The sequence below is a fragment of the Methylocapsa sp. S129 genome (assembly GCF_009765995.1).
Taxonomy (GTDB): Bacteria; Pseudomonadota; Alphaproteobacteria; order Rhizobiales; family Beijerinckiaceae; genus Roseiarcus.
Window position 1 is genome coordinate 253,101 of record NZ_LMUI01000042.1, and the last position, 19,805, is coordinate 272,905.

The 19,805-nt window shown below is 62.3% G+C and carries 20 protein-coding genes; 7 read left to right on the forward strand and 13 right to left on the reverse strand.

Annotated features, from left to right (window positions below; genetic code table 11):
- Window positions 1–38: 38 nt before the first annotated feature.
- The 8 genes from GSQ90_RS21785 to GSQ90_RS21820 all read right to left on the reverse strand — a co-directional run bounded on the left by GSQ90_RS21785 (window position 39) and on the right by GSQ90_RS21820 (window position 4,320).
- Window positions 39–455: a GFA family protein gene (locus GSQ90_RS21785; protein WP_158816987.1), complete on the reverse strand. Its 417-nt coding sequence runs from the start codon at window positions 453–455 to the stop codon at window positions 39–41.
- Window positions 456–588: 133 nt separating this feature from the next.
- Window positions 589–1,071, reverse strand: coding sequence for an SRPBCC domain-containing protein (locus tag GSQ90_RS21790; protein WP_158816988.1), 483 nt, complete (start codon window positions 1,069–1,071; stop codon window positions 589–591).
- Complete coding sequence (locus tag GSQ90_RS21795) at window positions 1,068–1,397, reverse strand: helix-turn-helix transcriptional regulator (protein ID WP_158816989.1); 330 nt, start codon at window positions 1,395–1,397, stop codon at window positions 1,068–1,070. Before GSQ90_RS21795 ends, GSQ90_RS21790 begins: the two co-directional genes overlap by 4 nt.
- A gap of 240 nt (window positions 1,398–1,637) precedes the next feature.
- The gene (locus GSQ90_RS21800; RefSeq protein ID WP_158816990.1) at window positions 1,638–2,543 is read right to left on the reverse strand and encodes an alpha/beta fold hydrolase; all 906 of its coding nucleotides are present in this window, start codon (window positions 2,541–2,543) and stop codon (window positions 1,638–1,640) included.
- A 218-nt stretch (window positions 2,544–2,761) separates the two neighbouring features.
- The gene (locus GSQ90_RS21805; RefSeq protein ID WP_158816991.1) at window positions 2,762–3,187 is read right to left on the reverse strand and encodes a DUF1801 domain-containing protein; all 426 of its coding nucleotides are present in this window, start codon (window positions 3,185–3,187) and stop codon (window positions 2,762–2,764) included.
- Window positions 3,188–3,323: 136 nt separating this feature from the next.
- Window positions 3,324–3,530: a hypothetical protein gene (locus tag GSQ90_RS21810; protein ID WP_158816992.1), complete on the reverse strand. Its 207-nt coding sequence runs from the start codon at window positions 3,528–3,530 to the stop codon at window positions 3,324–3,326.
- A gap of 44 nt (window positions 3,531–3,574) precedes the next feature.
- Window positions 3,575–4,000: an SRPBCC domain-containing protein gene (locus GSQ90_RS21815; protein ID WP_158816993.1), complete on the reverse strand. Its 426-nt coding sequence runs from the start codon at window positions 3,998–4,000 to the stop codon at window positions 3,575–3,577.
- The gene (locus GSQ90_RS21820) at window positions 3,997–4,320 is read right to left on the reverse strand and encodes a helix-turn-helix transcriptional regulator (RefSeq protein WP_158816994.1); all 324 of its coding nucleotides are present in this window, start codon (window positions 4,318–4,320) and stop codon (window positions 3,997–3,999) included. The genes GSQ90_RS21815 and GSQ90_RS21820 overlap by 4 nt, the downstream gene beginning before the upstream one ends.
- 200 nt (window positions 4,321–4,520) lie before the next feature.
- Here GSQ90_RS21820 and GSQ90_RS21825 point away from each other — a divergent pair, with 200 nt between their 5' ends.
- Complete coding sequence (locus GSQ90_RS21825) at window positions 4,521–5,147, forward strand: SGNH/GDSL hydrolase family protein (RefSeq protein WP_158816995.1); 627 nt, start codon at window positions 4,521–4,523, stop codon at window positions 5,145–5,147.
- Window positions 5,148–5,285: 138 nt separating this feature from the next.
- Complete coding sequence (locus GSQ90_RS21830; protein ID WP_158816996.1) at window positions 5,286–7,391, forward strand: ABC transporter ATP-binding protein/permease; 2,106 nt, start codon at window positions 5,286–5,288, stop codon at window positions 7,389–7,391.
- 33 nt (window positions 7,392–7,424) lie between these two features.
- Here the strand turns inward: GSQ90_RS21830 and GSQ90_RS21835 are convergent, their stop codons facing one another.
- Entirely contained in the window at window positions 7,425–7,880 is a 456-nt protein-coding gene (locus GSQ90_RS21835; RefSeq protein WP_158816997.1) for an META domain-containing protein, read from the reverse strand.
- Window positions 7,881–8,240: 360 nt separating this feature from the next.
- Here GSQ90_RS21835 and GSQ90_RS21840 point away from each other — a divergent pair, with 360 nt between their 5' ends.
- On the forward strand, window positions 8,241–8,723 hold the full coding sequence (locus GSQ90_RS21840; RefSeq protein ID WP_158816998.1) for an Hsp20 family protein: 483 nt from the start codon (window positions 8,241–8,243) through the stop codon (window positions 8,721–8,723).
- Window positions 8,724–8,781: 58 nt separating this feature from the next.
- Here the strand turns inward: GSQ90_RS21840 and GSQ90_RS21845 are convergent, their stop codons facing one another.
- The 3 genes from GSQ90_RS21845 to GSQ90_RS21855 all read right to left on the reverse strand — a co-directional run bounded on the left by GSQ90_RS21845 (window position 8,782) and on the right by GSQ90_RS21855 (window position 11,158).
- Window positions 8,782–9,690 (reverse strand): hypothetical protein, encoded by a 909-nt coding sequence (locus GSQ90_RS21845; RefSeq protein ID WP_158816999.1) that lies wholly within the window; start codon window positions 9,688–9,690, stop codon window positions 8,782–8,784.
- Between the two features lie 106 nt (window positions 9,691–9,796).
- Complete coding sequence (locus tag GSQ90_RS21850) at window positions 9,797–10,882, reverse strand: low specificity L-threonine aldolase (RefSeq protein WP_158817000.1); 1,086 nt, start codon at window positions 10,880–10,882, stop codon at window positions 9,797–9,799.
- Between the two features lie 81 nt (window positions 10,883–10,963).
- Window positions 10,964–11,158, reverse strand: coding sequence for a hypothetical protein (locus GSQ90_RS21855; RefSeq protein ID WP_158817001.1), 195 nt, complete (start codon window positions 11,156–11,158; stop codon window positions 10,964–10,966).
- A 132-nt stretch (window positions 11,159–11,290) separates the two neighbouring features.
- Here GSQ90_RS21855 and gltB point away from each other — a divergent pair, with 132 nt between their 5' ends.
- From gltB to GSQ90_RS21870, 3 genes are read left to right on the forward strand one after another with little or no spacing between them, the layout of a single operon-like run.
- Complete coding sequence (gene gltB, locus GSQ90_RS21860) at window positions 11,291–16,054, forward strand: glutamate synthase large subunit (protein WP_158817002.1); 4,764 nt, start codon at window positions 11,291–11,293, stop codon at window positions 16,052–16,054.
- A 26-nt stretch (window positions 16,055–16,080) separates the two neighbouring features.
- Window positions 16,081–16,662, forward strand: coding sequence for a glutathione S-transferase family protein (locus GSQ90_RS21865; RefSeq protein ID WP_158817351.1), 582 nt, complete (start codon window positions 16,081–16,083; stop codon window positions 16,660–16,662).
- A 47-nt stretch (window positions 16,663–16,709) separates the two neighbouring features.
- Entirely contained in the window at window positions 16,710–18,128 is a 1,419-nt protein-coding gene (locus GSQ90_RS21870; RefSeq protein ID WP_158817003.1) for a glutamate synthase subunit beta, read from the forward strand.
- A 57-nt stretch (window positions 18,129–18,185) separates the two neighbouring features.
- On the opposite strand, the gene ctrA is transcribed toward GSQ90_RS21870, so the two are convergent.
- Window positions 18,186–18,887 (reverse strand): response regulator transcription factor CtrA, encoded by a 702-nt coding sequence (ctrA, locus tag GSQ90_RS21875; protein ID WP_158817004.1) that lies wholly within the window; start codon window positions 18,885–18,887, stop codon window positions 18,186–18,188.
- Between the two features lie 547 nt (window positions 18,888–19,434).
- On the opposite strand from ctrA, the gene GSQ90_RS21880 reads away from it, so the two are divergent.
- Entirely contained in the window at window positions 19,435–19,803 is a 369-nt protein-coding gene (locus GSQ90_RS21880; RefSeq protein ID WP_158817005.1) for a flagellar export protein FliJ, read from the forward strand.
- The last annotated feature ends 2 nt before the right edge of the window (window positions 19,804–19,805 follow it).

Below are 19,805 nucleotides of genomic sequence, written 5' to 3' on the forward strand. Positions count from 1 at the left end.
ATCGCTCACGCTTCACACGCGCCAAGTCAGTCCGCGTTTCACCTCGGCGGCATCTTGTCGAATTTCGGCAGGGTGGGATCGAGATGGTCCCAGGCGTAACCGCGTATGGCGTAGGTCACCGCCTGCGGCTTGTATCGGCTGGGGTCGTCGAGGCTCGCGGCATGGATGGTGAACAGGTCCGGCGCGGCCTTGAACGTCAGAGACACCGGCGATCCGCAGATGGGGCAGAAGGCGCGCGTCTTGACGTTGCCGCTGTCGCCGGTGATGTCCCAATATGTCGCTTCGCCTTCGAGCCTCACGCGCCTCTTGTCCGGGAAGGTCAGATAGGACCCGTGACCGGTGCCGCTCTTGCGCTGACAATCGCGACACTGGCAGTCGTTTTGCGCCATCGGTTCGTCAGAGATCTCATAACGAATCGCGCCGCAAGCGCATCCGCCGGTGTAAGCCTCGCTCATTTGTCTTCCCTTCTATGAAATTGTCGTGGGCCATCAATGCTTCGAGGGCCTGAATGCAGCGGCTCGAAGCGGTGCGCGCCTCCTATTGCAAGGCGCTCGCGCTCGAACCGGACTCCGCCGCAGCGACGCGCGGTCAGTGCAGTTTTTTCGAAGACGCCTGTTCCGCGGCGATCGCGCCGATGCTGGGGACAACCTTCTTCCAGCCTTCGCCCATTTTCTTGAAAGCCGTCTCGTTGTTCGGCAGCACAAAGCCGGAATGGACAAGGCGAAGGCGCGTTCCATTGGCGACCCTTGAGAGGGTCCACGTCACGACCGTGTCGAGGCGCGAGCCGTAGCCAGCGTTTGCCTCGTGTCCGCCCTTCCAGGCATAGACGAGCCGTTCGTTTGGCGCCGCCTCCAACACCTGGCAGTGGATGATTCCGTCCCATTCGCCGGCCGGCGTCGTCTGGAACGTGAAGCGCCTGCCTTCCACGGGTTCGAACCCGGTCGGCGCCATCAGCCAGCGGGCGATCAGTTCGCCTGATGTCAGCGTTTTCCAGATCGTCTCCGGCGCATGGGGGAAGATTTCGTCGACCACGATGTCTTGCGTGTCGGACTTCAACGCGGCGTCGTTCATGGGTCGATCTCCTTCAGGAGGGTTCTGAGATTGGCGAACCGGTCGCGCCAGAACACGCCGTAATGGCTCATCCAATCGACGAGCGGCCCGAGGCCCTCGGGCTCAGCGCGATAATAGACATTGCGGCCTTCGGGGCGCTCGGCGACCAGGCCGGCCTGCTTCAATGACTTGAGATGTTGGGAGATCGCGCCCTGCGTCACGCCGCTGCCGCGCGTCAGCTCGGCCACGGTCATCTCATCGGCCCCGACGACCCGTTCGAACAAGGCGCGCCGCGTGGGATCGGCAAGCGTGCGCAGGACAGCGCTGATAGCGGCGGGTTCATTCATGCCGATACATTAGCGTGAGCTAATACATTAGTCAATGCTAATTTATTGTCGAGACTTTAACGCCTCGATCGCTGAATGATGCGTTGCATCCTATCCATCAGTGATGGGTTCGGATTCAATTGGAGATGAGCGCTGGTCGCAGCGCCGCTCCGCCATGCAAACAATGGGCAATTCCGCCCCAGTCGATCGTCTCATAGGAGGCGAACTCGGCCACTCGATTTATGCGCGCAACGGCCGCCGCTAGCGCCGTGCCCCATTGTCGGCGCGTTGCGCGTTTCTCGCGATGGCCAAAGCCACGGTCTGGTATAGTTCCGGCGGTAAGTCGTGGCCCATTCCCTCGATCGCCAGAAGCTCGGCGCCGCTGATGTTGGCCGCGGTATCCTGCCCCCCAGTCAGCGGGATTAACGGGTCGGCGGCTCCATGTACGATTAAGGTCGGAGCAACGATCGCGTTCAGCCGCGTGCGGCGGTCACCCGTGGCGACCATGGCGGCGATCTGTCGGCCGAACCCGGCGGGGTTGTACGCTCGCCTGTACTCGGCCACGATCTGTGCGCGATGAGCGCCTTCGTCGAAGGGATAGCCGGGGCTTCCGATTACACGGGCCACGCGAACGTTATGAACAAGGAAGGCTTCCTCGTCCTCGGAAGGATGGGGCGCAGGTTGGGTCAGCACGGCCATCGCTTCGGGCGTGGCCTGCGGCAGATCGGGATTGCCGGTGCTCGACATAATCGAGGTCAATGATCGGGTGCGGAGTGGATGCTCGCTGGCCACGATCTGAGCGATCATCCCTCCCATTGATCGGCCGACGACGTGCGCCCGGTCGATCTGAAGCGCGTCCAAAAGGCCAATTGCATCGTCCGCCATGTCATAAAGCGTGTAAGGAATTTGCGGCGGCTCGCCGCGCGCAGCGGCGCGAGCCACCACAGCCAGATCCGGGACCGCACTATCAAAATAGGTCGAAAGGCCAACATCGCGGTTGTCGAACCGGATAACGCGGTAGCCTTGCGATGCCAAGGTCTCGCAAAACGGGACCGTCCAACGGATCATCTGAACGCCGAGGCCGGAAATCAGCAGAATGGGTTCGTGATCGTCGGAGCCGAAGGCGTCGTATTCGAGAACAATCCCATTCGCGTTGACGCGAGGCATGGCGTTTCTTCCGTCCGGTGGGTGAGCGCGCCGAAGCCGGAGCAATACCGTGCTTTAGCCGCCACGCGACATACTTTGTTCTTGCAACGGCGTCGAGTTCCGGTCGCACAGGCCAAGCGCGCGTCGTACAGTCCGATTTTTGCGGCATCCTGTTTCGAAGCTTTTCAACAGCACCCAAGATATTTGCAACACGCCAGCTCATGAGGCGCCGGATTCGACTATCGGGCCGATGACCTGTTCAGGGTAACGGCGGCGCGGATGAGCGTCTTGAAGGCGTCCTCGTCTATTTCGTCGCCCTCATGCAGATCGATAGCGCGCCGGGTATTGCCTTCAAGGCTCGAGTTGAACAGTCCTGAAGGATCCTCGAGCGCGGCGCCCTTGGCGAAAGTCAGCTTCACGGCGCTCTTATACGTTTCGCCGGTGCAGAGGATTCCATCGTGCTCCCACACCGGAACGCCTCGCCACTTCCACGTCTCGACCACCTCAGGGTCGGCCTGTTTGATGAGGCTTCGGACCCGAGCAAGCGTCTCGCCCCGCCAATCACTCAGCTCCTTGATTCTCGCATCGATCAGCCGGGAGGGAGAGTCTCCGGCTTTTTCTTCCGTCGAGCCGCTCTTCTTCATGATATTTGTCGCTTTCTTCATGGTTGTCGTCGCTCGCCCCTTACTTGCGCGGCTTGGCCGCCCCGGCGGCGCCCCTTGACGGCGGTCTTCTTTGCAACCTACGCCAACATCCTGGATGTCTTGCCGGTCCTTATGTTCACTCGTATCCGCCGGCGCGTCACCCGCTGCGCCACTTGGCGGCATAGGGCAGAACAAACAAGTACAGGCCAGTGAGCAGGAGCAAGGCGAGCGGGAGCAGCGCCAAGAGGCCAACCCAGACGGCTTGTTCCTGCTGTACTAAGGCGACGATGTTGACGATGACGGCCACAGTAAAGGCAATCGACAGCCAGCGGTGGATCTGGCGAACCCAAATGTTCCAATTCAACGGAGCCTCCTTTGAAAACGAGCCGAAGCGCAACGCTGCAGATGTCAATCTACCCGCGCCAGGACCTGCTCCAGCTTTGCTAGGAACTGCCGCCACCCGTATTTGGCGCCCTGATAGTTCTGCGGCTGATCCGGCCGGAAGCCGGACTGCTCCATGCGTAGAAGGGTTCCCGTGGGCGTCGGGGTGAGGGTCAAGATGACAACCGATTTCACACCCAACGAACCCCATGTGTAAGACAACGCCTTGTTCGGCTCGACGGCGAGGACTTCGCAGTCGATGATTCCATTCCAGTTCGGTTGCGGGTCCGCTCGAAGATTGAAGCTGTGGCCTACGACAGGCTTGAAGTCGTTCTTCATCAGCCATTCCTGGATCAGGTGGGGTTGCGTGAGCGCGCGCCAGATCTTTTCCGGCGGATGAGCGATCTCCCGTTCGACAATGACGGAGAGGGTTTCGGTTGCGCTATCGGTCATTGGTCCATCCTATTGAGGAGATCTTCGAGTTGGTCGAACCGGTTTTGCCAGAAGCTGGCCATTTGGCCTGTCCAGTCGGTCAGTGGAGCCAAGGCGCCAAGCTGCGCGCTATAATGTGTCTGGCGGCCTTGGCGGCGGTCGTGCACCAGCCCGGCCTGCTTCAGGATTCCGAGATGCTTTGAGACGGCCGGTTGCGAGACCCCGGCCTGAGCCGTCAGGGCCCCGACCGTCTGGTCGCCATCGCGACACAGCCGCTCGAAGATGGCCCGGCGCGTCGGATCGGCGAGCGTTCTGAAAAGGATGTCATGGGGCTGTGGCATCGCAATTGATAACTCGTTGGCTATGGGTCTATCTATAACCGTCCAGCTATATGGGTCAACAGGGAAAACGGAGGCCCGGATTGATCCTTGTCGCGGGCGGCCTTTTGCTCCTGCCGCCAAAATCTCTGTTATGAAATCGGCGATCCGAGGACGACCGCCGCGCCTGTGCGGCGAGGCGTAAAATCGACGAGGAAGCATTCATGTCCGTCATCGTCGCCTATGGCGATTCCAACACCTGGGGCTATGACCCGGCGGCCGGCGCGCGCTTTGCGCCCGGCGTGCGCTGGACCGGAATCATGCAGAGCGAACTCGGCGCGTCGTTCAAAGTGATCGAAGAAGGCTTGAACGGGCGCACGACGGTGTTCGACGATCCGATCGAGCCTTATCGCAACGGCTTGGCCTATTTGCCGCCCTGCCTGCTCAGCCACGCGCCGCTCGACCTCATCATCATTTCTTTAGGCTGCAACGATCTCAAGCGGCGCTTCTGGCTGTCGGCCAGCGATATCGCCCAGGGCGTCGAGCGGCTTGTGCTGACCGCAAAATCGTTCCCCGTTGGCCGCAACGGCGGTCCGCCCGACATTATTCTGGCCGCGCCTCCGCCGGTGGTGGAGCTGACCGCTTTCGCCGATATGTTCGAAGGCGCGCGCGAAAAGTCGCGCGAGCTGGGCGCGCGCTATCGCGCCGTCGCCAAGCTGCATGGCGTCGGCTTTGTCGATGCGGGCGAGCATATCCATTGTTCGCCGCTCGACGGCATTCATTTCGAGGCCGACCAGCACGCCAGACTTGGCCGCGTCATGGCGGCGACCGTCAGGGAGCGGCTCGGCTGACGGTGCGCCGCCGCCAAAGATGACAAATATTTCACGCGCAATAGCGGCGCGCCGCCCTTCTTTCAGGCGGAAGGGTCTGTAATAGTGCGCCTTCCCAGCGCCGCCAGGCCGCTCCCACCTTATTAGAGGCCCCATCCGATGAGACTTCTTAGCTTTGCCGTCGGCGTCTTCGCCGTGGCGACATTTCTGGTCGGGCTTCATACGCCGGATACGATGGTGTTCCTATTGGCGGGCGCGGCGCTGGCCTGCGCGATCACCACGTTCCTGTCGCAGCGCCTGTCGGCGTTCCTGAAGATATTCGAGGCGACTTTCGCCGTCGAGACGATCATCTTCGGGCTGGCGTTTCTCGTCGACGAGCTCGGCCGGTGGCCAAAGGCTTACGAGAACTACACCCTCCCCGACAGCCTTCCCTTCGCGGTCGCGCTGTTCGGCGTTTTCATCTATGCGATTTCCTTCATCCCGGTCGTGCGCAAGATGATCGGCATCGCCGATCCCTATTTCGAGGCCGCGACGCCGACGAGCGCGAAAATCTGGCCGTTCCCCGCCTTTGTCGTCGGGCAGAACAAGCTCGCGGCGGCGAGCCTCGTGTTCCTGATTGTGGTCAACCAGGCCGAAGTGGCGCTGGATGTGCGGCTGTCCTATTTCCGCGCCGATTTCACCAACGCCTTGAAGAACTTGGATCAAGCAGAGTTCTGGCGTCAGTTGTTCCTGGTGTTCCTGCCGGTCGTCGTGGTGCTCGTCGCTGCCTATACGATCGAATATGTCGTGACCTCGACCTTCGTCATTCGCTGGCGTCGCTGGCTGACCGCCCATTACACCGGTCGCTGGATGAGCCAGGGCACGCATTATAAAATGCTTCTTGCGGGATCGCCGACCGACAACCCGGACCAGCGCATTTCGCAGGACATCTACGCTTTCATCGACGGCGGCGGCGCGGGCTCGGGCATATACGGCTATTCGATAACGGCGTTGCAAAACCTAACGTCGCTTGTGTCCTACGCGATCGTGCTCTGGACCTTGTCGACCGGGTTCACCTTGCCGGGCCTCGCGATCGTCATTCCCGGCGTGCTTTTTTGGGTTGCGCTCGCCTATACGGGCGCCGGCACCCTGATCACCCATTGGGTCGGCCATTCCTTGACGAATTTATATTTCACGCAACAGCGCTTCGAAGCGAATTTTCGCTTCGGCCTCGCCCGCGCGCGCGAATACAGCGAGCAGATCGCGCTGCTCCATGGCGAAGAAAACGAAGCGCGCGCGGCGAACGGCAAGTTCCATGACATTTTCGACAATTATATGCGCATCGTCGCCGTGCGGAAACGACTCACCGCGCTGACTCGGTTTTACCTTCAGGCCTCGGTGTTCATCCCTTATGTCGTCGCCGCTCCTTTCTATTTCGCCGGCAAATTGACCCTGGGGGCGCTGAATCAGGTTGGCGCGGCCTTCAACAGCGTCAACGAATCGATGAATTTCTTCGTCACCTATTATGTCGGGCTCACCGATTTTAAAGCGACGCTCAATCGTCTGACTTCATTCGACGACGCGATTGCGCGCGCGCAGGCGCTGGGTACGCGGGATCCGCGCATCGACTTCCCGCGGTCGGCTACGAGCGACCGCAAGATCGATGCCCTGTCGCTGGCTCTTCCCGACGGTCGCGCCCTGGTCCACGTGGAAAATATCACGCTCGCCGCCCATGAGCCGACCTTGCTTGTCGGCCGGTCGGGTTCAGGCAAATCGACGCTGTTCCGCGCCATCGCCGGCATCTGGCCTTTCGGCCAAGGCAAGATCGCCGAACCCGACGCCAGCCTGATGCTGCTGCCCCAGCGCCCCTATATTCCGATCGGCTCCTTGCGCGCCGCCATCGCCTATCCCGCGCCCGTCGACAAATTCGCCGAGGCCGCGATGCGCGAAGCCTTGGAGGCTGCAGGACTTGCGCCGCTCGCGAACCAGCTCGACGAGACGGACAATTGGCAGATGCGCCTGTCGGGCGGCGAACAGCAGCGCCTGGCTATCGCCCGCGCCTTGCTCGCAGCGCCCGATTGGTTGTTCCTCGATGAAGCGACCTCGGCGCTGGACGAGGCGAGCGAAGCCCAGATCTACCGCGCCATCGCGCAGAAGCTGCCCGGGACGACGCTCGTCTCGATCGGCCATAGCGCGACCCTCTCGGCCTTCCACAAGCGGCGCATCGAAATGCAGCCGCAAACGGACGGCCCGGCCACGGTGCAAGCGGCCACCGCGGAGGGGTAGCGGGCACTCGGGGCCTTTTGGGGGGCCGTCCGCCTACAGCGAGCGGGCGAGGCGCAGCGTCCCCTTCGGCCCCTTGATGACAAGATCGCCATTCACGAGATCCCAGGTCGGGCTGCCCGTGAGCGCCGAGAGGAACGAGAATTCCACCGCCATAATGTCCTTGGCGCATTGCTTCTTGGTCAAGGCGTAGGGGCCAAGCAGCAAATGCTGATCCTTGACGGGATACAGCGTCGCCGACCAGGAATTGCAGCCGGTATAGCCGGAGCCGCGCAGATTGCCGTCGATTTTCAGGCTGGCGTCAAGGCCGGCGGGAATCGGCTTGTCGTTGATGTCGCGCAGCGACCAGGTTTGGTCGAGCGGAAAGTTCTTTTGCTGGGGCGGGAGCGGCTTGATCACGTCATCGCCTGGCTGGCGCATCTGGGCGAGCGCGAATGTCGCGCATGTCGCGGCGAACAGGGCTACGGCGGCGCGCAAAAAATTGTTGTTCATCAGGGTCCTCCGGGCAGTGGCATTATGGGTCTGGCGAATGGCGCCCCCCTTTCCTTCGCGGTGAAAAGAGAACCGGCTTCGGTCCAGGTTTGGCAGGTTCTCTTCGGCGCGAATCGACGCCCACGTTACGCGAAGTACTCTTTTACCCCGAGCGATATAGCGAGCGGCGTGGCGGCAGGCAATCGCCTGTTTAAGCGCCGGGCGGCGAGATTCTTTCAGGCGCGTCGACGCCGGCCCTTGCGCCCCGCTCGCCCCCTCACCACATGGATTTTGTCGCGGTCCATCAGGACGCGTCAGCGGCCGGCGCAGCCACTTCAGGGGCGCTGGTTTTTCATATCGCTTCATCAGGAGGATGTGTCTATGCGTAACTATGATTTGTCTCCTCTCTATCGTTCGACCATTGGCTTCGATCGGCTGTTTTCGCTTCTCGACCAGCATTCCGGCATCGAGAGCGCCGCGCCGACCTATCCTCCCTATAATATCGAGCGCACCGGCGAAAACGCCTATCGGATCACGGTCGCGGTCGCGGGTTTCGCCGATCATGAATTGTCAATCGAAACCCGGGAAAACACCCTGACCGTGCGGGGCTCCAAGGAGACCCCGAAGGGCGAGGGCGAGAAGCGCGAAGTTCTCTACCAGGGCATCGCCGCGCGCGCCTTCGAGCGCCGATTCCAGCTCGCCGATCATGTCTCGGCCACGGGAGCGACAACCCAGAACGGGCTTCTCCATATCGATCTCGTGCGGGAGGTTCCCGAAGCGGCCAAGCCCCGCACCCTGGAGATCAATAAGGTCGGCAAGACGCTCGACAGCGTCGTTCAGCCGATCGCCAAACAGGCCGCCTGAACGCGGGCTAATCCTCGCACTTTGTTAAAGGGCGCCCTCCGGGGCGCCCTTTTCGTTTCTATTCGAGCGGCGCGACCGGCACGTCATTGAGCGCCCGTTTGGGTGGAGCGGCGGCGGGTTGAGGCGCCGAGGCGACGACGGGCGCGGCCGGGGCTGGCGCGGCCGGGACGATTTCCGGCGTGGGCGCGGCGACCGCCTTGGTGTCCGCGACGCGGGGCGCGGAGGGGGCCGGGTGGCTCGTCGTAGCCGGCCGCGCCGGCATCGCGACATGGGCGGTCGCCGGCGTCGCGGCGGCGGGGCTTATCTCGGCTTGCGGATTGGCTGGGACTTGCGGATTCGCTGCGGGTTGGGCGACCGGCGTCGGTTCGGGCTTCGTGCGTTTGACTTGCGGCTTCGGCTTGGGCTTCTCAAGCGCGGGCGCATGACCGGCGGCGGGCGGCGCAAGAATAACGTAGGGGTCGGAAGGGCTGGCGCCTTGGTCGGCGCGCGCGACCTGGCCGCCTGGCGCGGCTTGAATCTGCGGGGCGGCGGGGATGCGGAGCGTCCCGGCCCCGGCGTCACTATAAACGTAAGCCGGCGGGCGCGGCGGCGGAGCATCGTCCTGCCCGTCGAAAAAGCGATCGAACATGGAGGCCTGCGGGCGGGGCGGGTTCGACCAATCTCGCGGCGCGACGCTTGCGTAACGTTGCAGCAAACGTCCGTCCCTCGCGTCGATGACGAGCCGTTCGCGATCATCCTCCCGGCCGAGCACATTGGCGAGATAGACCGGGCCGTTGCGCAGGACAGGGCCGGTCAGGCGATATCCGCTTGCCTGGATCATGCGCTCGACTTGCATCGGCGACAGCGCGCTGTCCCAACTCAGCCATTGCGCATGGGCGCCCGTCGCTCCCATCGACAGCAGCGAGACGGCCAGAGCGAGCGCGGCGATGCGCGGTCGCGAAAAAAGCTGGTTCGATCGAATGTTCATCAGACGCGACTCCGTCGGGTTCTGGAACCCGTTCCTCTATGCTTCCCCAATAATTGCGGCAAGCTTGCGACCGAGGATTTACGGATTGGCGACCAATTCCGGCCGATTACGACCGTGCGCCGGGTGTCGAAGCGCAATGGGCCCTGACGATCGCCAGAAACCGATCCACTTCGGCGTCGCTGGTCTCGAAGGAACAGACGAGCCGCAGGAAGGCCTCGTCCGGGCGGACGGCCAGCGCCGGCGCCACGGCGCGCGAGCTCCATTCGTAGAACCCGACGCCTTCCGCCCGCAGCGCGGCGACGAGGGAACGCGGCGCGATCGGAAATATTTCATTGACGCGCCGCGGCCAGGCCAAGCGCACGCCCGGAATATCGGCCAGGCCTTTCTCTATTCTGCCTGCCGCGTCATTGGCGCGCCTGGCGAGCGTCAGCCAAAGCCCATTGTCGAGATAGGCCGCCATTTGAGCGCCAAGGAAGCGGCCCTTGGATAAAGTATGGGCGCCGCGCTTGCGTTGAAAGGCGAAGTTCGCCGCCTGTTCCGGGTTGAAGAAGACGACGGCTTCGCAGCCCATCGCCCCGTTTTTTGTGGCGCCGAAGGACAGGGCGTCAACGCCGGCTCGCCAAGACATTTGTGCGGGCGAGCAGCCAAGCGCGACCAGCGCATTGGCGAAACGCGCGCCATCCATATGGACGACGACGCCCGCTTCATGGGCGATCCCCGACAGGGCCTCGATTTCGCCCGGCGAATAGATCGTTCCGGCCTCGGTCGCTTGCGAAAGCGACAGGGCGCCGGGTTGAACCCCTCTGACCGGGCCGCGCGGAAAGCGGCTCAGGGTGTCGCGCAAGGCTTGCGGTGTGATTTTGCCGCCCTCGCCTTCGATGCCGACGAGCTTGGCGCCAGCGGTGAACAATTCGGGCGCGCCGCATTCGTCGTCATGGATATGGGCTTCCTCATGGCAGAAGACGGCGCTCCATGGCGGCGTCAGGGCGCCAAGGGCGAGCGCGTTGGCGGCGGTGCCGGTGGTCACCAGAAACGATGCGACCGGGCGCTCGAATATGTCGCTCAAAGCGGCCTCAGCGCGCTGCGTGAAGGAATCGGCGCCATACGCCGCGGCGGTTCCCGAATTGGCCGAGACGATCGCTTCCAGAATGGTAGGCGCTGCGCCGGAGGCGTTGTCGCTTGCAAAATTCATCCGCTGCGCTCCAATAATTCCATCAGGAGCTATTGTCGCAATCTTCTTTCTGCGCAAGCGCGGCCGACAAGCGGCGACAAATTATCGCGGTCTCAAAAAATGTGCTTTGACGGCGCGCGGCGACTTGTGGAACGGTTCTAAATCTGTCAAGGTCAGCCGAGATAGGACAGTTGTGCTGACCATTTTCTGGCGCGTTTGTTGCAGGCGAAATTCTGCCAGCGCGCATTTGGGGATCGGCGCAAACCAGGCGACGGCGATGACGAGATTGACGGTCAAAAAAGATCGAAAAAAACACGCCGCGTGAAGCCTTTTTGGCTGCGCGCGCCGCAGCCGTCCACGTCCAGACTACGCCAGCACAATTTGACGACAATCGGCCGGGAAGATCGCGGCCGCGAAGGGGAGCGGAAAATGAATGGCAAGGCTCAAGCCCCAGGCGAGCTTTCTCCGGCCCGCGCGAAGGACGGCAAAACAGCCGCCGGCGTCGCTTCCGTGCAGGAATCGCCTTTTTCGCGCGGACCTGTCGTGACCGATCCGTTCCTGCCGCGCGCCCAGGGCCTCTACAATCCCGCCAACGAGCATGATTCGTGCGGCGTTGGGTTTGTCGCCGACCTGCGCAACCGCAAGTCGCACGACATCCTGCAAAAGGGCCTGCAGATCCTCGTCAACCTCGATCATCGCGGGGCGACCGGCGCGGACGCGAAGCTCGGCGACGGCTGCGGCGTGCTCGCCCAGATCCCGCACGGGTTTTTCGCGCCCGAATGCGCCGCGCTCGGCATGACTTTGCCCGCTGCGGGCCATTATGCGATCGGCCAGTTCTTCATGCCGCGCGACAGGTCGGCGCGCGCGCTTGTCGAGAAGATCATCGAGGAAGTCGTCGCCGGCGAGGGCCAGGTCCTCATCGGCTGGCGCGACGTTCCCGTCGACAATAGCGATCTTGGCGAGAGGGTGAAGGCGGTCGAGCCGGCCCACCGTCAGTTGTTCGTCGGCCGCGGCCCCGATGTCGTCGACGAGGATGATTTCGAGCGCAAGCTGTTCGTTCTGCGCAAGGTCGTCTCGAACCGAATCTATGCGGCGGGTTCGTCCAGCTTCGCCGAATATTATCCTGTGTCGATGTCCTGCCGGACCGTCGTCTACAAGGGCATGGTGCTTTCGCCCCAGCTCGCGGCCTATTACGCCGATTTGCGGGATCCGCGCTTCGAGACGGCGCTCGCGCTCGTTCACCAGCGTTTCGCCACCAACACATTCCCGTCCTGGCGCCTCGCCCATCCCTACCGGATGGTCGCCCATAATGGCGAGATCAACACGCTGCGCGGCAACGTCAACTGGATGGCGGCGCGTCAGGCGAGCGTGTCCTCGAAGCTGTTCGGCGCCAATATTTCCAAGCTCTGGCCGATTTCCTACGAAGGGCAATCGGACACCGCCTGTTTCGACAATGCGCTCGAGTTTCTCGTGCAGGGCGGCTATTCGCTGACCCATGCGATGATGATGCTGATCCCCGAGGCATGGGCGGGCAATCCGCTGATGGACGAGGAGCGGCGCGATTTCTATGAATATCACGCTTCGATGATGGAGCCGTGGGACGGGCCCGCGGCCGTCGCCTTTACGGACGGGCGCCAGATCGGCGCGACGCTCGATCGCAACGGCTTGCGCCCCGCGCGCTATTTCGTCACCGACGACGATCTCGTCGTCATGGCGTCGGAAATGGGGGTGCTGCCCGTTCCCGAGGAAAAGATCGTCGCCAAGTGGCGCCTGCAGCCAGGCAAGATGCTGCTCGTCGATCTGATCGAGCACCGCATCGTTTCCGACAGCGAGATCAAGCAGACGCTGTCGCGCGCCAATCCCTATCGCGGCTGGCTGGAAGACACGCAGATCGTGCTCGAGGATCTCAAGCCCGTCGAGCCGCGCGCCTCGCGCACCGATGTTTCGTTGCTCGATCGCCAGCAGGCCTTCGGCTATACGCAGGAGGATCTGGCGATCCTGCTCGCGCCCATGGCCTCGACCGGCCAGGAGGCGGTGGGCTCGATGGGCACCGACACGCCGATCTCCGCTTTGTCCGATCGCTCGAAGCTGCTTTACACCTATTTCAAGCAGAACTTCGCGCAGGTGACCAACCCGCCGATCGACCCGATCCGCGAGGAGCTCGTCATGAGCCTCGTGTCCTTCATCGGGCCGCGTCCGAACCTGTTCGACCCTGCCGGCAATTCCAAGAAGAAGCGTCTCGAAGTGCGCCAGCCGATCCTCACCAATGAGGATCTGGAGAAGATCCGCTGCATCGGTCATTTCGAGGATTCGTTCGACACCAAGACGCTCGACATCACCTATGACGTCGACAAAGGCGCCAGCGGTATGGAAGAGGCGCTGTTGCGCCTGTGCGAGCGCGCGGAGACGGCGGTTCACGGCGGCTACAACATCATCATCCTGTCCGACCGGATGCTGGGGCCCGACCGCATCCCGATCCCGGCCTTGCTCGCCACCGCCGCCGTGCATCATCACCTGATCCGCAAGGGCCTGCGTACGTCCGTCGGCCTTGTCGTCGAGACGGGCGAGGCGCGCGAAATCCATCATTTCGCCTGTCTGGCCGGTTACGGCGCCGAGGCGATCAATCCCTATCTCGCCTTCGAGACGCTGACCGCGATGGCGAGCGGATTGCCCGAGGAGGTCAGCGCTTATGAAGTCGTCAAGCGCTTTATCAAGTCGATCGACAAGGGCCTGCTGAAGGTGATGTCGAAGATGGGCATTTCGACCTATCAATCCTATTGCGGCGCGCAGATTTTCGACGCGATCGGCCTGACGCGCTCGTTCATCGACCGCTTCTTCTTCGGCACTGCGACGATGATCGAAGGCGCCGGCTTGGCTGAGATCGCGGAAGAGACCGCCCTTCGCCACGCCGACGCGTTTGGCGCATCGCCGGTGCTGCGCAACGCCCTGGAAGTCGGCGGCGACTACGCGTTCCGTCTTCGCGGCGAAGCCCATTCGTGGACGCCGGAATCGGTTTCGCTGCTGCAGCACGCCGTGCGCGGCAACGCCAAGGAGAAGTACAGCGCCTACGCCAAATTGCTGAACGAGCAGGAGGAGCATCTCCTGACCATTCGCGGCCTGTTCCGCATCAAGGAGGCGAGCGAAGACGGCCGTCAGCCGGTTCCGATCGAAGAGGTGGAAGCGGCCAAGGACATTGTCAAGCGTTTCGCCACCGGCGCCATGTCCTATGGCTCGATCTCGCGCGAGGCGCATACCACGCTCGCCATTGCGATGAACCGGATCGGCGGCAAGTCGAATACCGGCGAGGGCGGTGAGGAATCGGACCGCTACAAGCGCATGGCCAATGGCGATTCAATGCGCTCGGCGATCAAGCAGGTCGCTTCGGGGCGCTTTGGCGTGACGGCGGAATATCTCGTCAATTCCGACATGATGCAGATCAAGATGGCGCAGGGCGCCAAGCCCGGCGAAGGCGGCCAATTGCCCGGCCACAAGGTCGATGCGATCATCGCCAAGGTGCGCCATTCGACGCAGGGCGTCGGCCTCATTTCGCCGCCCCCGCACCATGACATCTATTCGATCGAGGACCTCAAGCAGCTCGTCTTCGACCTCAAGAACGTCAATCCGCAAGCGGCGGTGTCGGTCAAGCTCGTCTCCGAATGCGGCGTCGGCACGGTCGCGGCGGGTGTCGCCAAGTGCAAGGCCGATCATGTCACCATTTCGGGCTTCGAAGGCGGCACCGGCGCTTCGCCGCTCACCTCGATCAAGCATGCGGGCTCGCCGTGGGAAGTCGGCCTTGCCGAGACGCATCAGACGCTGGTGCTCAATGGCTTGCGCTCGCGCATCGTCGTGCAGGCGGACGGCGGCTTGCGAACGGGACGCGACGTCATTGTCGCCGCGTTGCTTGGCGCCGATGAATTCGGCTTTGCGACGGCGCCGCTCATCGCCGCCGGCTGCATCATGATGCGCAAGTGCCATCTCAACACGTGTCCGGTCGGCGTTGCGACGCAGGATCCGGTCTTGCGCAAGCGGTTCGTCGGCCTGCCCGAACATGTCATCAATTTCTTCTTCTTCGTCGCCGAGGAAGTGCGCGAATTGATGGCGGCATTGGGCTACCGCAATTTCAATGAAATGATCGGCCAGCGGCAGATGCTCGACAAGGCCAAGCTGATCGAGCACTGGAAGGCGAGGGGTCTCGACTTCACCGATCTCTTCCATAAGCCTGAGCCGTCGCCCGGCGACACCATCTATCGGAGCGTCGCCCAGGATCACGGCCTCGAAAACGTCCTCGACCGCAAATTCATCGCCGAAGCCGGCGAGGCGATCGAGCACGCCAAGCATGTCCGGCTCGAAATGGCGATCCGCAATTCCGATCGCTCCGCCGGCGCGATGCTTTCGGGGGAAATCGCGCGCCGCTATGGCCATGCGGGCCTGCGCAACGAGGCCATTCACATCAAGCTGAAGGGCTCGGCGGGCCAGAGCTTTGGCGCGTTCCTCGCCAATGGCGTGACGCTCGAACTGGAGGGCGAGGCGAACGACTATGTCGGCAAGGGCCTGTCGGGCGGCCGCGTCGTCGTCTATCCGCCCAAGGAAGCGACGAAAATAATCCCTGAGCGCTCGATCATTGTCGGCAATACCGCGCTTTACGGCGCGATCGCGGGTGAATGCTATTTCCGCGGCGTCGCGGGCGAGCGGTTCGGCGTACGCAATTCCGGCGCCATCGCCGTCGTCGAGGGGACGGGCGATCACGGTTGCGAATATATGACAGGGGGCGTCGTCGTGGTGATCGGCGAAACGGGCCGCAATTTCGCGGCGGGCATGTCGGGCGGCATCGCCTATGTGCTCGATGAAGCGGGCGATTTCGCCAAGCGTTGCAACCTGTCGATGGTCGAGCTCGAACCCGTCGCAGCGGAGGAGGAGCTGATGCAGCGCCTTCATCATTCGGGCGGCGATCTCGAGGGACACGGGCGCGTCGACATCATGGACGATATGAACCGCCATGATTCCGAACGCCTGCGTCAATTGATCGTCAATCACGCGCGCTATACCGGCTCAGGCCGGGCGCGCGATATCCTGGAGAACTGGGACGCCTATCTGCCGAAGTTCCGCAAGGTGATGCCGGTTGAATACCGGCGCGCTCTGGCGGAACTGGCGGCGCAGAAGGGCGGCGAGCCTATGCTGGCGGCGGGGGAATAGACGGGGCGGCCATGCGGATCGACGCTATGCGCATTTTCGGCGACCTCGGATCTGGCAATTGTCAGAAGGTCAAACTGACGGCGGACTATCTGCGCCTACCGTATGAGTGGATCGCCGTCGATACGATGAAGGGGGAGACGCGGACGTCGGCGTTTCTTGCACGAAATCCATTCGGCCAGATTCCGGTGGTCGAATTCGCCGATGGGCGCCATCTCGCGCAATCGAACGCCATTGTGCGGTTCCTTGCGCGCGACAGCACCCTCATTCCCGAAGACGACTTCGAGCTGGCCAAGGCCGATGAACTGATGTTTTGGGAGCAATATAGCCACGAGCCCTATGTCGCCGTGGCGCGTTTCCAGATGGTCTATCTCGGGAAATCGGAGGCGGAGCGGGAAGCGCGGCTGGTCGAACGCGGCGACAAGGCGCTCGACTTGATGGAGCGGCTGCTGACCGGCCGACAATATTTTGTCGGCGATCGCCTCAGCGTCGCGGATATTTCGCTGTTGCCGTACACCCGGCTCGCGCATGAAGGCGGGTTTGACCTGATGCCGAGAAAATCGGTGCGCGCCTGGATCGCGCGCTGCGAACAGGATTTGAGACTTTCCTAGGCGCCGAGCCGCTCGGCGTTGAACAAATTGAAGTGAAGAGCGCAATCATGGGCAAGGTTACGGGGTTTCTTGAGATCGATCGTGCGGACCGGCGCTATGCGCAGGCTTCCGATCGCATTCGCCATTATCGCGAATTCATGCTGCCGTTGTCGGAGGAGACGACGCGCAACCAGGCGGCGCGCTGCATGAATTGCGGCATTCCCTATTGCCACACCGGTTGTCCGGTGAACAACCAGATCCCCGACTGGAACGATCTCGTCTATCGCGGCGATTGGGAAGAGGCCGCGCGCAATCTTCACACCACCAATAATTTTCCTGAATTCACCGGCCGCGTCTGCCCCGCGCCTTGCGAGGCGTCCTGCACGCTCAATCTTCAGGACAGTTCGGTGACGATCAAGACGATCGAATGCGCGATCGTCGACCGCGCCTGGGCCGAGGGCTGGATCAAGCCGGAGCCGGCCGCGCATAAAACCGGCAAGCGGATCGCCGTCGTCGGCTCGGGCCCGGCTGGCCTCGCCTGCGCCCAGCAACTCGCGCGCGTCGGCCACGAGGTTCATCTGTTCGAGAAAAACGCCAAGCCAGGCGGCCTGCTGCGCTACGGCATTCCCGATTTCAAGATGGAGAAGCGCCATATCGACCGGCGCATCACGCAGATGAAGGGCGAGGGCGTTATCTTTCACTGCAACACCCTGGTCGGGCGCGATGTCGCCGCCAAATCGCTCGTCGACGATTACGACGCCGTCGCTCTGGCCGGCGGCGCGGAAGCGCCGCGCGATCTGCCCGCGCCCGGGCGCGATCTGGCGGGCGTGCATTTTGCGATGGATTTCCTGCCACAGCAGAATCGCCGCGTCGGCGGCGAGCCGATCGGTTCGAATGAGCCGATCAGCGCCACCGGCAAGCATGTCGTGGTGATCGGGGGCGGCGACACTGGCTCGGATTGCATCGGGACGTCGATCCGTCAGGGCGCGGTCAAGGTGACCCAGCTCGAAATCATGCCGATGCCGCCCAAGGCCGAAGACAAGATGTCGACATGGCCCAATTGGCCGCTCAAGCTGCGCACTTCCTCGAGCCATGAAGAGGGTGCCGAGCGCGATTTCGCGGTGGTGACGAATTCGTTCGAGGGCGAGAACGGCGCGGTGACGGCTTTGAATTGCGTGCGCGTCGATTCAAAGTTCAAGCCGGTCGAGGGCAGCGAGTTCCAGCTCAAGGCCGATCTCGTCCTGCTCGCGATGGGCTTCGTTGCGCCCAAGCACGAGGGCATGCTGAGCGATCTCGGGCTGAACCTCGACAAGCGCGGCAATGTCGAGGCCAATGTCGTGAACTATGCGTCGTCGCTGGGCAAGGTCTACGCCTGCGGCGATATGCGGCGCGGGCAGTCGCTGGTCGTGTGGGCGATCCGGGAAGGGCGCCAATGCGCCTCCGCGATCGATAAGGCGCTGATGGGCGCGACGGTGCTGCCGAGGTAGAGCGGCGCTGCATGCGCTCCCCTTCTCCCGCGAAGCGGGAGAAGGGATCGTTTTGCCTTACGCCGTGATCCTATCGTCCGCCGCGGTCGGCTCGCGCAGCACATAGCCGCGGCCCCAGACGGTTTCGATGTAATTGCGGCCGCGCGAGGCCATCGCGAGTTTCTTGCGCAGCTTGCAGATGAACACGTCGATGATCTTGAGTTCCGGCTCGTCCATCCCGCCATAGAGATGGTTGAGGAACATTTCCTTCGTCAGCGTCGTGCCCTTGCGCAGCGAGAGCAGTTCGAGCATCTGATATTCCTTGCCGGTCAGATGCACGCGGGCGCCGTCGACCTCAACGGTTTTCTGGTCGAGATTGACGAGCAGGTCGCCGGTGATGATGACCGACTGGGCGTGGCCCTTCGAGCGGCGCACGATCGCATGGATGCGCGCGACCAGTTCGTCCTTATGGAACGGCTTGGTCAGATAGTCGTCGGCGCCGTGGCCGAGCCCTTTGACCTTATCCTCGATGCCGGCCATGCCGGAGAGGATGAGAATGGGGGTCTTGACCTTGGTGACGCGCAGCGACCGCAAGACCTCGTAGCCCGACATGTCGGGCAGATTGAGGTCGAGAAGGATGATGTCGTAATCATAGAGCTTGCCAAGATCTATGCCTTCCTCGCCGAGGTCGGTCACATAGACGTTGAAATTCTCGGATTTGAGCATCAATTCAATGCTCTGAGCGGTAGCGCTGTCGTCCTCGATCAGTAAAACGCGCATGTCAGGTCCCCAGCCTTGTCCATCGGTGCGAGACCGCGGTTAAGTTCGCCCAGATCGCGCCACGAAGAAGCCGGCGCGCGGCCGAAGGCGTAATCGGCCGATTCGAGACGCAACCATGCAAGCGAATGGTTAACAAATCTTGATTCATGCCTGCAAGCCCAATAACGTTAAATCCAAAAAAACCATCAATTATCTGAATTTGTTGTATTAATATCGCCTCGTCGACCTCATGAATTACATTAATTCACTTCGCTAAGCGATTCATAGGACTCAATCTTGCCGCGCCGATCGCACGGCTTCCGCCGCCGCCTCGTTGTCGACTTGGTAGGGAGTGTTAACGATCCGGGTAAACGAACTGCTAACGCGAGCGCGCGAATGATCACTTTTTGCGCCGGCCCCATCTTTTCGTCAGAAAAGAAGCCGCGCCTTCGCCGCCGTAAGAAAGGAGCAACTTTCGTGAGGCATCGTGACGATGTCTCGCGGTCAAGGATTGGAGGGGCCCAAACCCCTTGGCACATGTTGCTTTTGCGTTGCGGAGTGCACATTGATGAAGTCGCGAGACACGCTTATTCGATTGAAGCGCTTTCAGGTCGAGGAAAAGCGTCGGCGCGTGCGCCAGATCGAAACCATGATGGCCGAGTTCTCGCGTATGACGCTTGATCTCGACCGCGAGATCGGCGTCGAGGAAAAGCGCGCGGGGATCAGCGACCCCAGCCATTTCGCCTATCCCACCTATGCGCGCGCGGCGATGACGCGCCGCGAAAACCTCAAGAGTTCGATCGCCGAGCTTGCCGGTCAGATCGAGGAAGCGAAAGCCGCGCAGGAAGAAGCGCAGGCCGAACTGCAGAAATTCGAAACGCTGGACGGACGCGAGAAAGCCGCCGAGCGCAGCGTCGAGATGAGCGCGCGGGCGTAACC

Coding starts and splice junctions, on each gene's coding strand:
- GSQ90_RS21790 (WP_158816988.1), bottom strand. CDS start 1,071: ATGAACGACGCCGCGTTGAAGTCCGACACGCAAGACATCGTGGTCGAC.
- GSQ90_RS21800 (WP_158816990.1), bottom strand. CDS start 2,543: ATGCCTCGCGTCAACGCGAATGGGATTGTTCTCGAATACGACGCCTTC.
- GSQ90_RS21865 (WP_158817351.1), top strand. CDS start 16,081: ATGCGCATTTTCGGCGACCTCGGATCTGGCAATTGTCAGAAGGTCAAA.
- GSQ90_RS21815 (WP_158816993.1), bottom strand. CDS start 4,000: ATGACCGATAGCGCAACCGAAACCCTCTCCGTCATTGTCGAACGGGAG.
- GSQ90_RS21795 (WP_158816989.1), bottom strand. CDS start 1,397: ATGAATGAACCCGCCGCTATCAGCGCTGTCCTGCGCACGCTTGCCGAT.
- GSQ90_RS21870 (WP_158817003.1), top strand. CDS start 16,710: ATGGGCAAGGTTACGGGGTTTCTTGAGATCGATCGTGCGGACCGGCGC.
- GSQ90_RS21805 (WP_158816991.1), bottom strand. CDS start 3,187: ATGAAGAAAGCGACAAATATCATGAAGAAGAGCGGCTCGACGGAAGAA.
- GSQ90_RS21825 (WP_158816995.1), top strand. CDS start 4,521: ATGTCCGTCATCGTCGCCTATGGCGATTCCAACACCTGGGGCTATGAC.
- GSQ90_RS21835 (WP_158816997.1), bottom strand. CDS start 7,880: ATGAACAACAATTTTTTGCGCGCCGCCGTAGCCCTGTTCGCCGCGACA.
- GSQ90_RS21820 (WP_158816994.1), bottom strand. CDS start 4,320: ATGCCACAGCCCCATGACATCCTTTTCAGAACGCTCGCCGATCCGACG.
- ctrA (WP_158817004.1), bottom strand. CDS start 18,887: ATGCGCGTTTTACTGATCGAGGACGACAGCGCTACCGCTCAGAGCATT.
- GSQ90_RS21830 (WP_158816996.1), top strand. CDS start 5,286: ATGAGACTTCTTAGCTTTGCCGTCGGCGTCTTCGCCGTGGCGACATTT.
- GSQ90_RS21880 (WP_158817005.1), top strand. CDS start 19,435: ATGAAGTCGCGAGACACGCTTATTCGATTGAAGCGCTTTCAGGTCGAG.
- GSQ90_RS21845 (WP_158816999.1), bottom strand. CDS start 9,690: ATGAACATTCGATCGAACCAGCTTTTTTCGCGACCGCGCATCGCCGCG.
- GSQ90_RS21840 (WP_158816998.1), top strand. CDS start 8,241: ATGCGTAACTATGATTTGTCTCCTCTCTATCGTTCGACCATTGGCTTC.
- GSQ90_RS21785 (WP_158816987.1), bottom strand. CDS start 455: ATGAGCGAGGCTTACACCGGCGGATGCGCTTGCGGCGCGATTCGTTAT.
- gltB (WP_158817002.1), top strand. CDS start 11,291: ATGAATGGCAAGGCTCAAGCCCCAGGCGAGCTTTCTCCGGCCCGCGCG.
- GSQ90_RS21850 (WP_158817000.1), bottom strand. CDS start 10,882: ATGAATTTTGCAAGCGACAACGCCTCCGGCGCAGCGCCTACCATTCTG.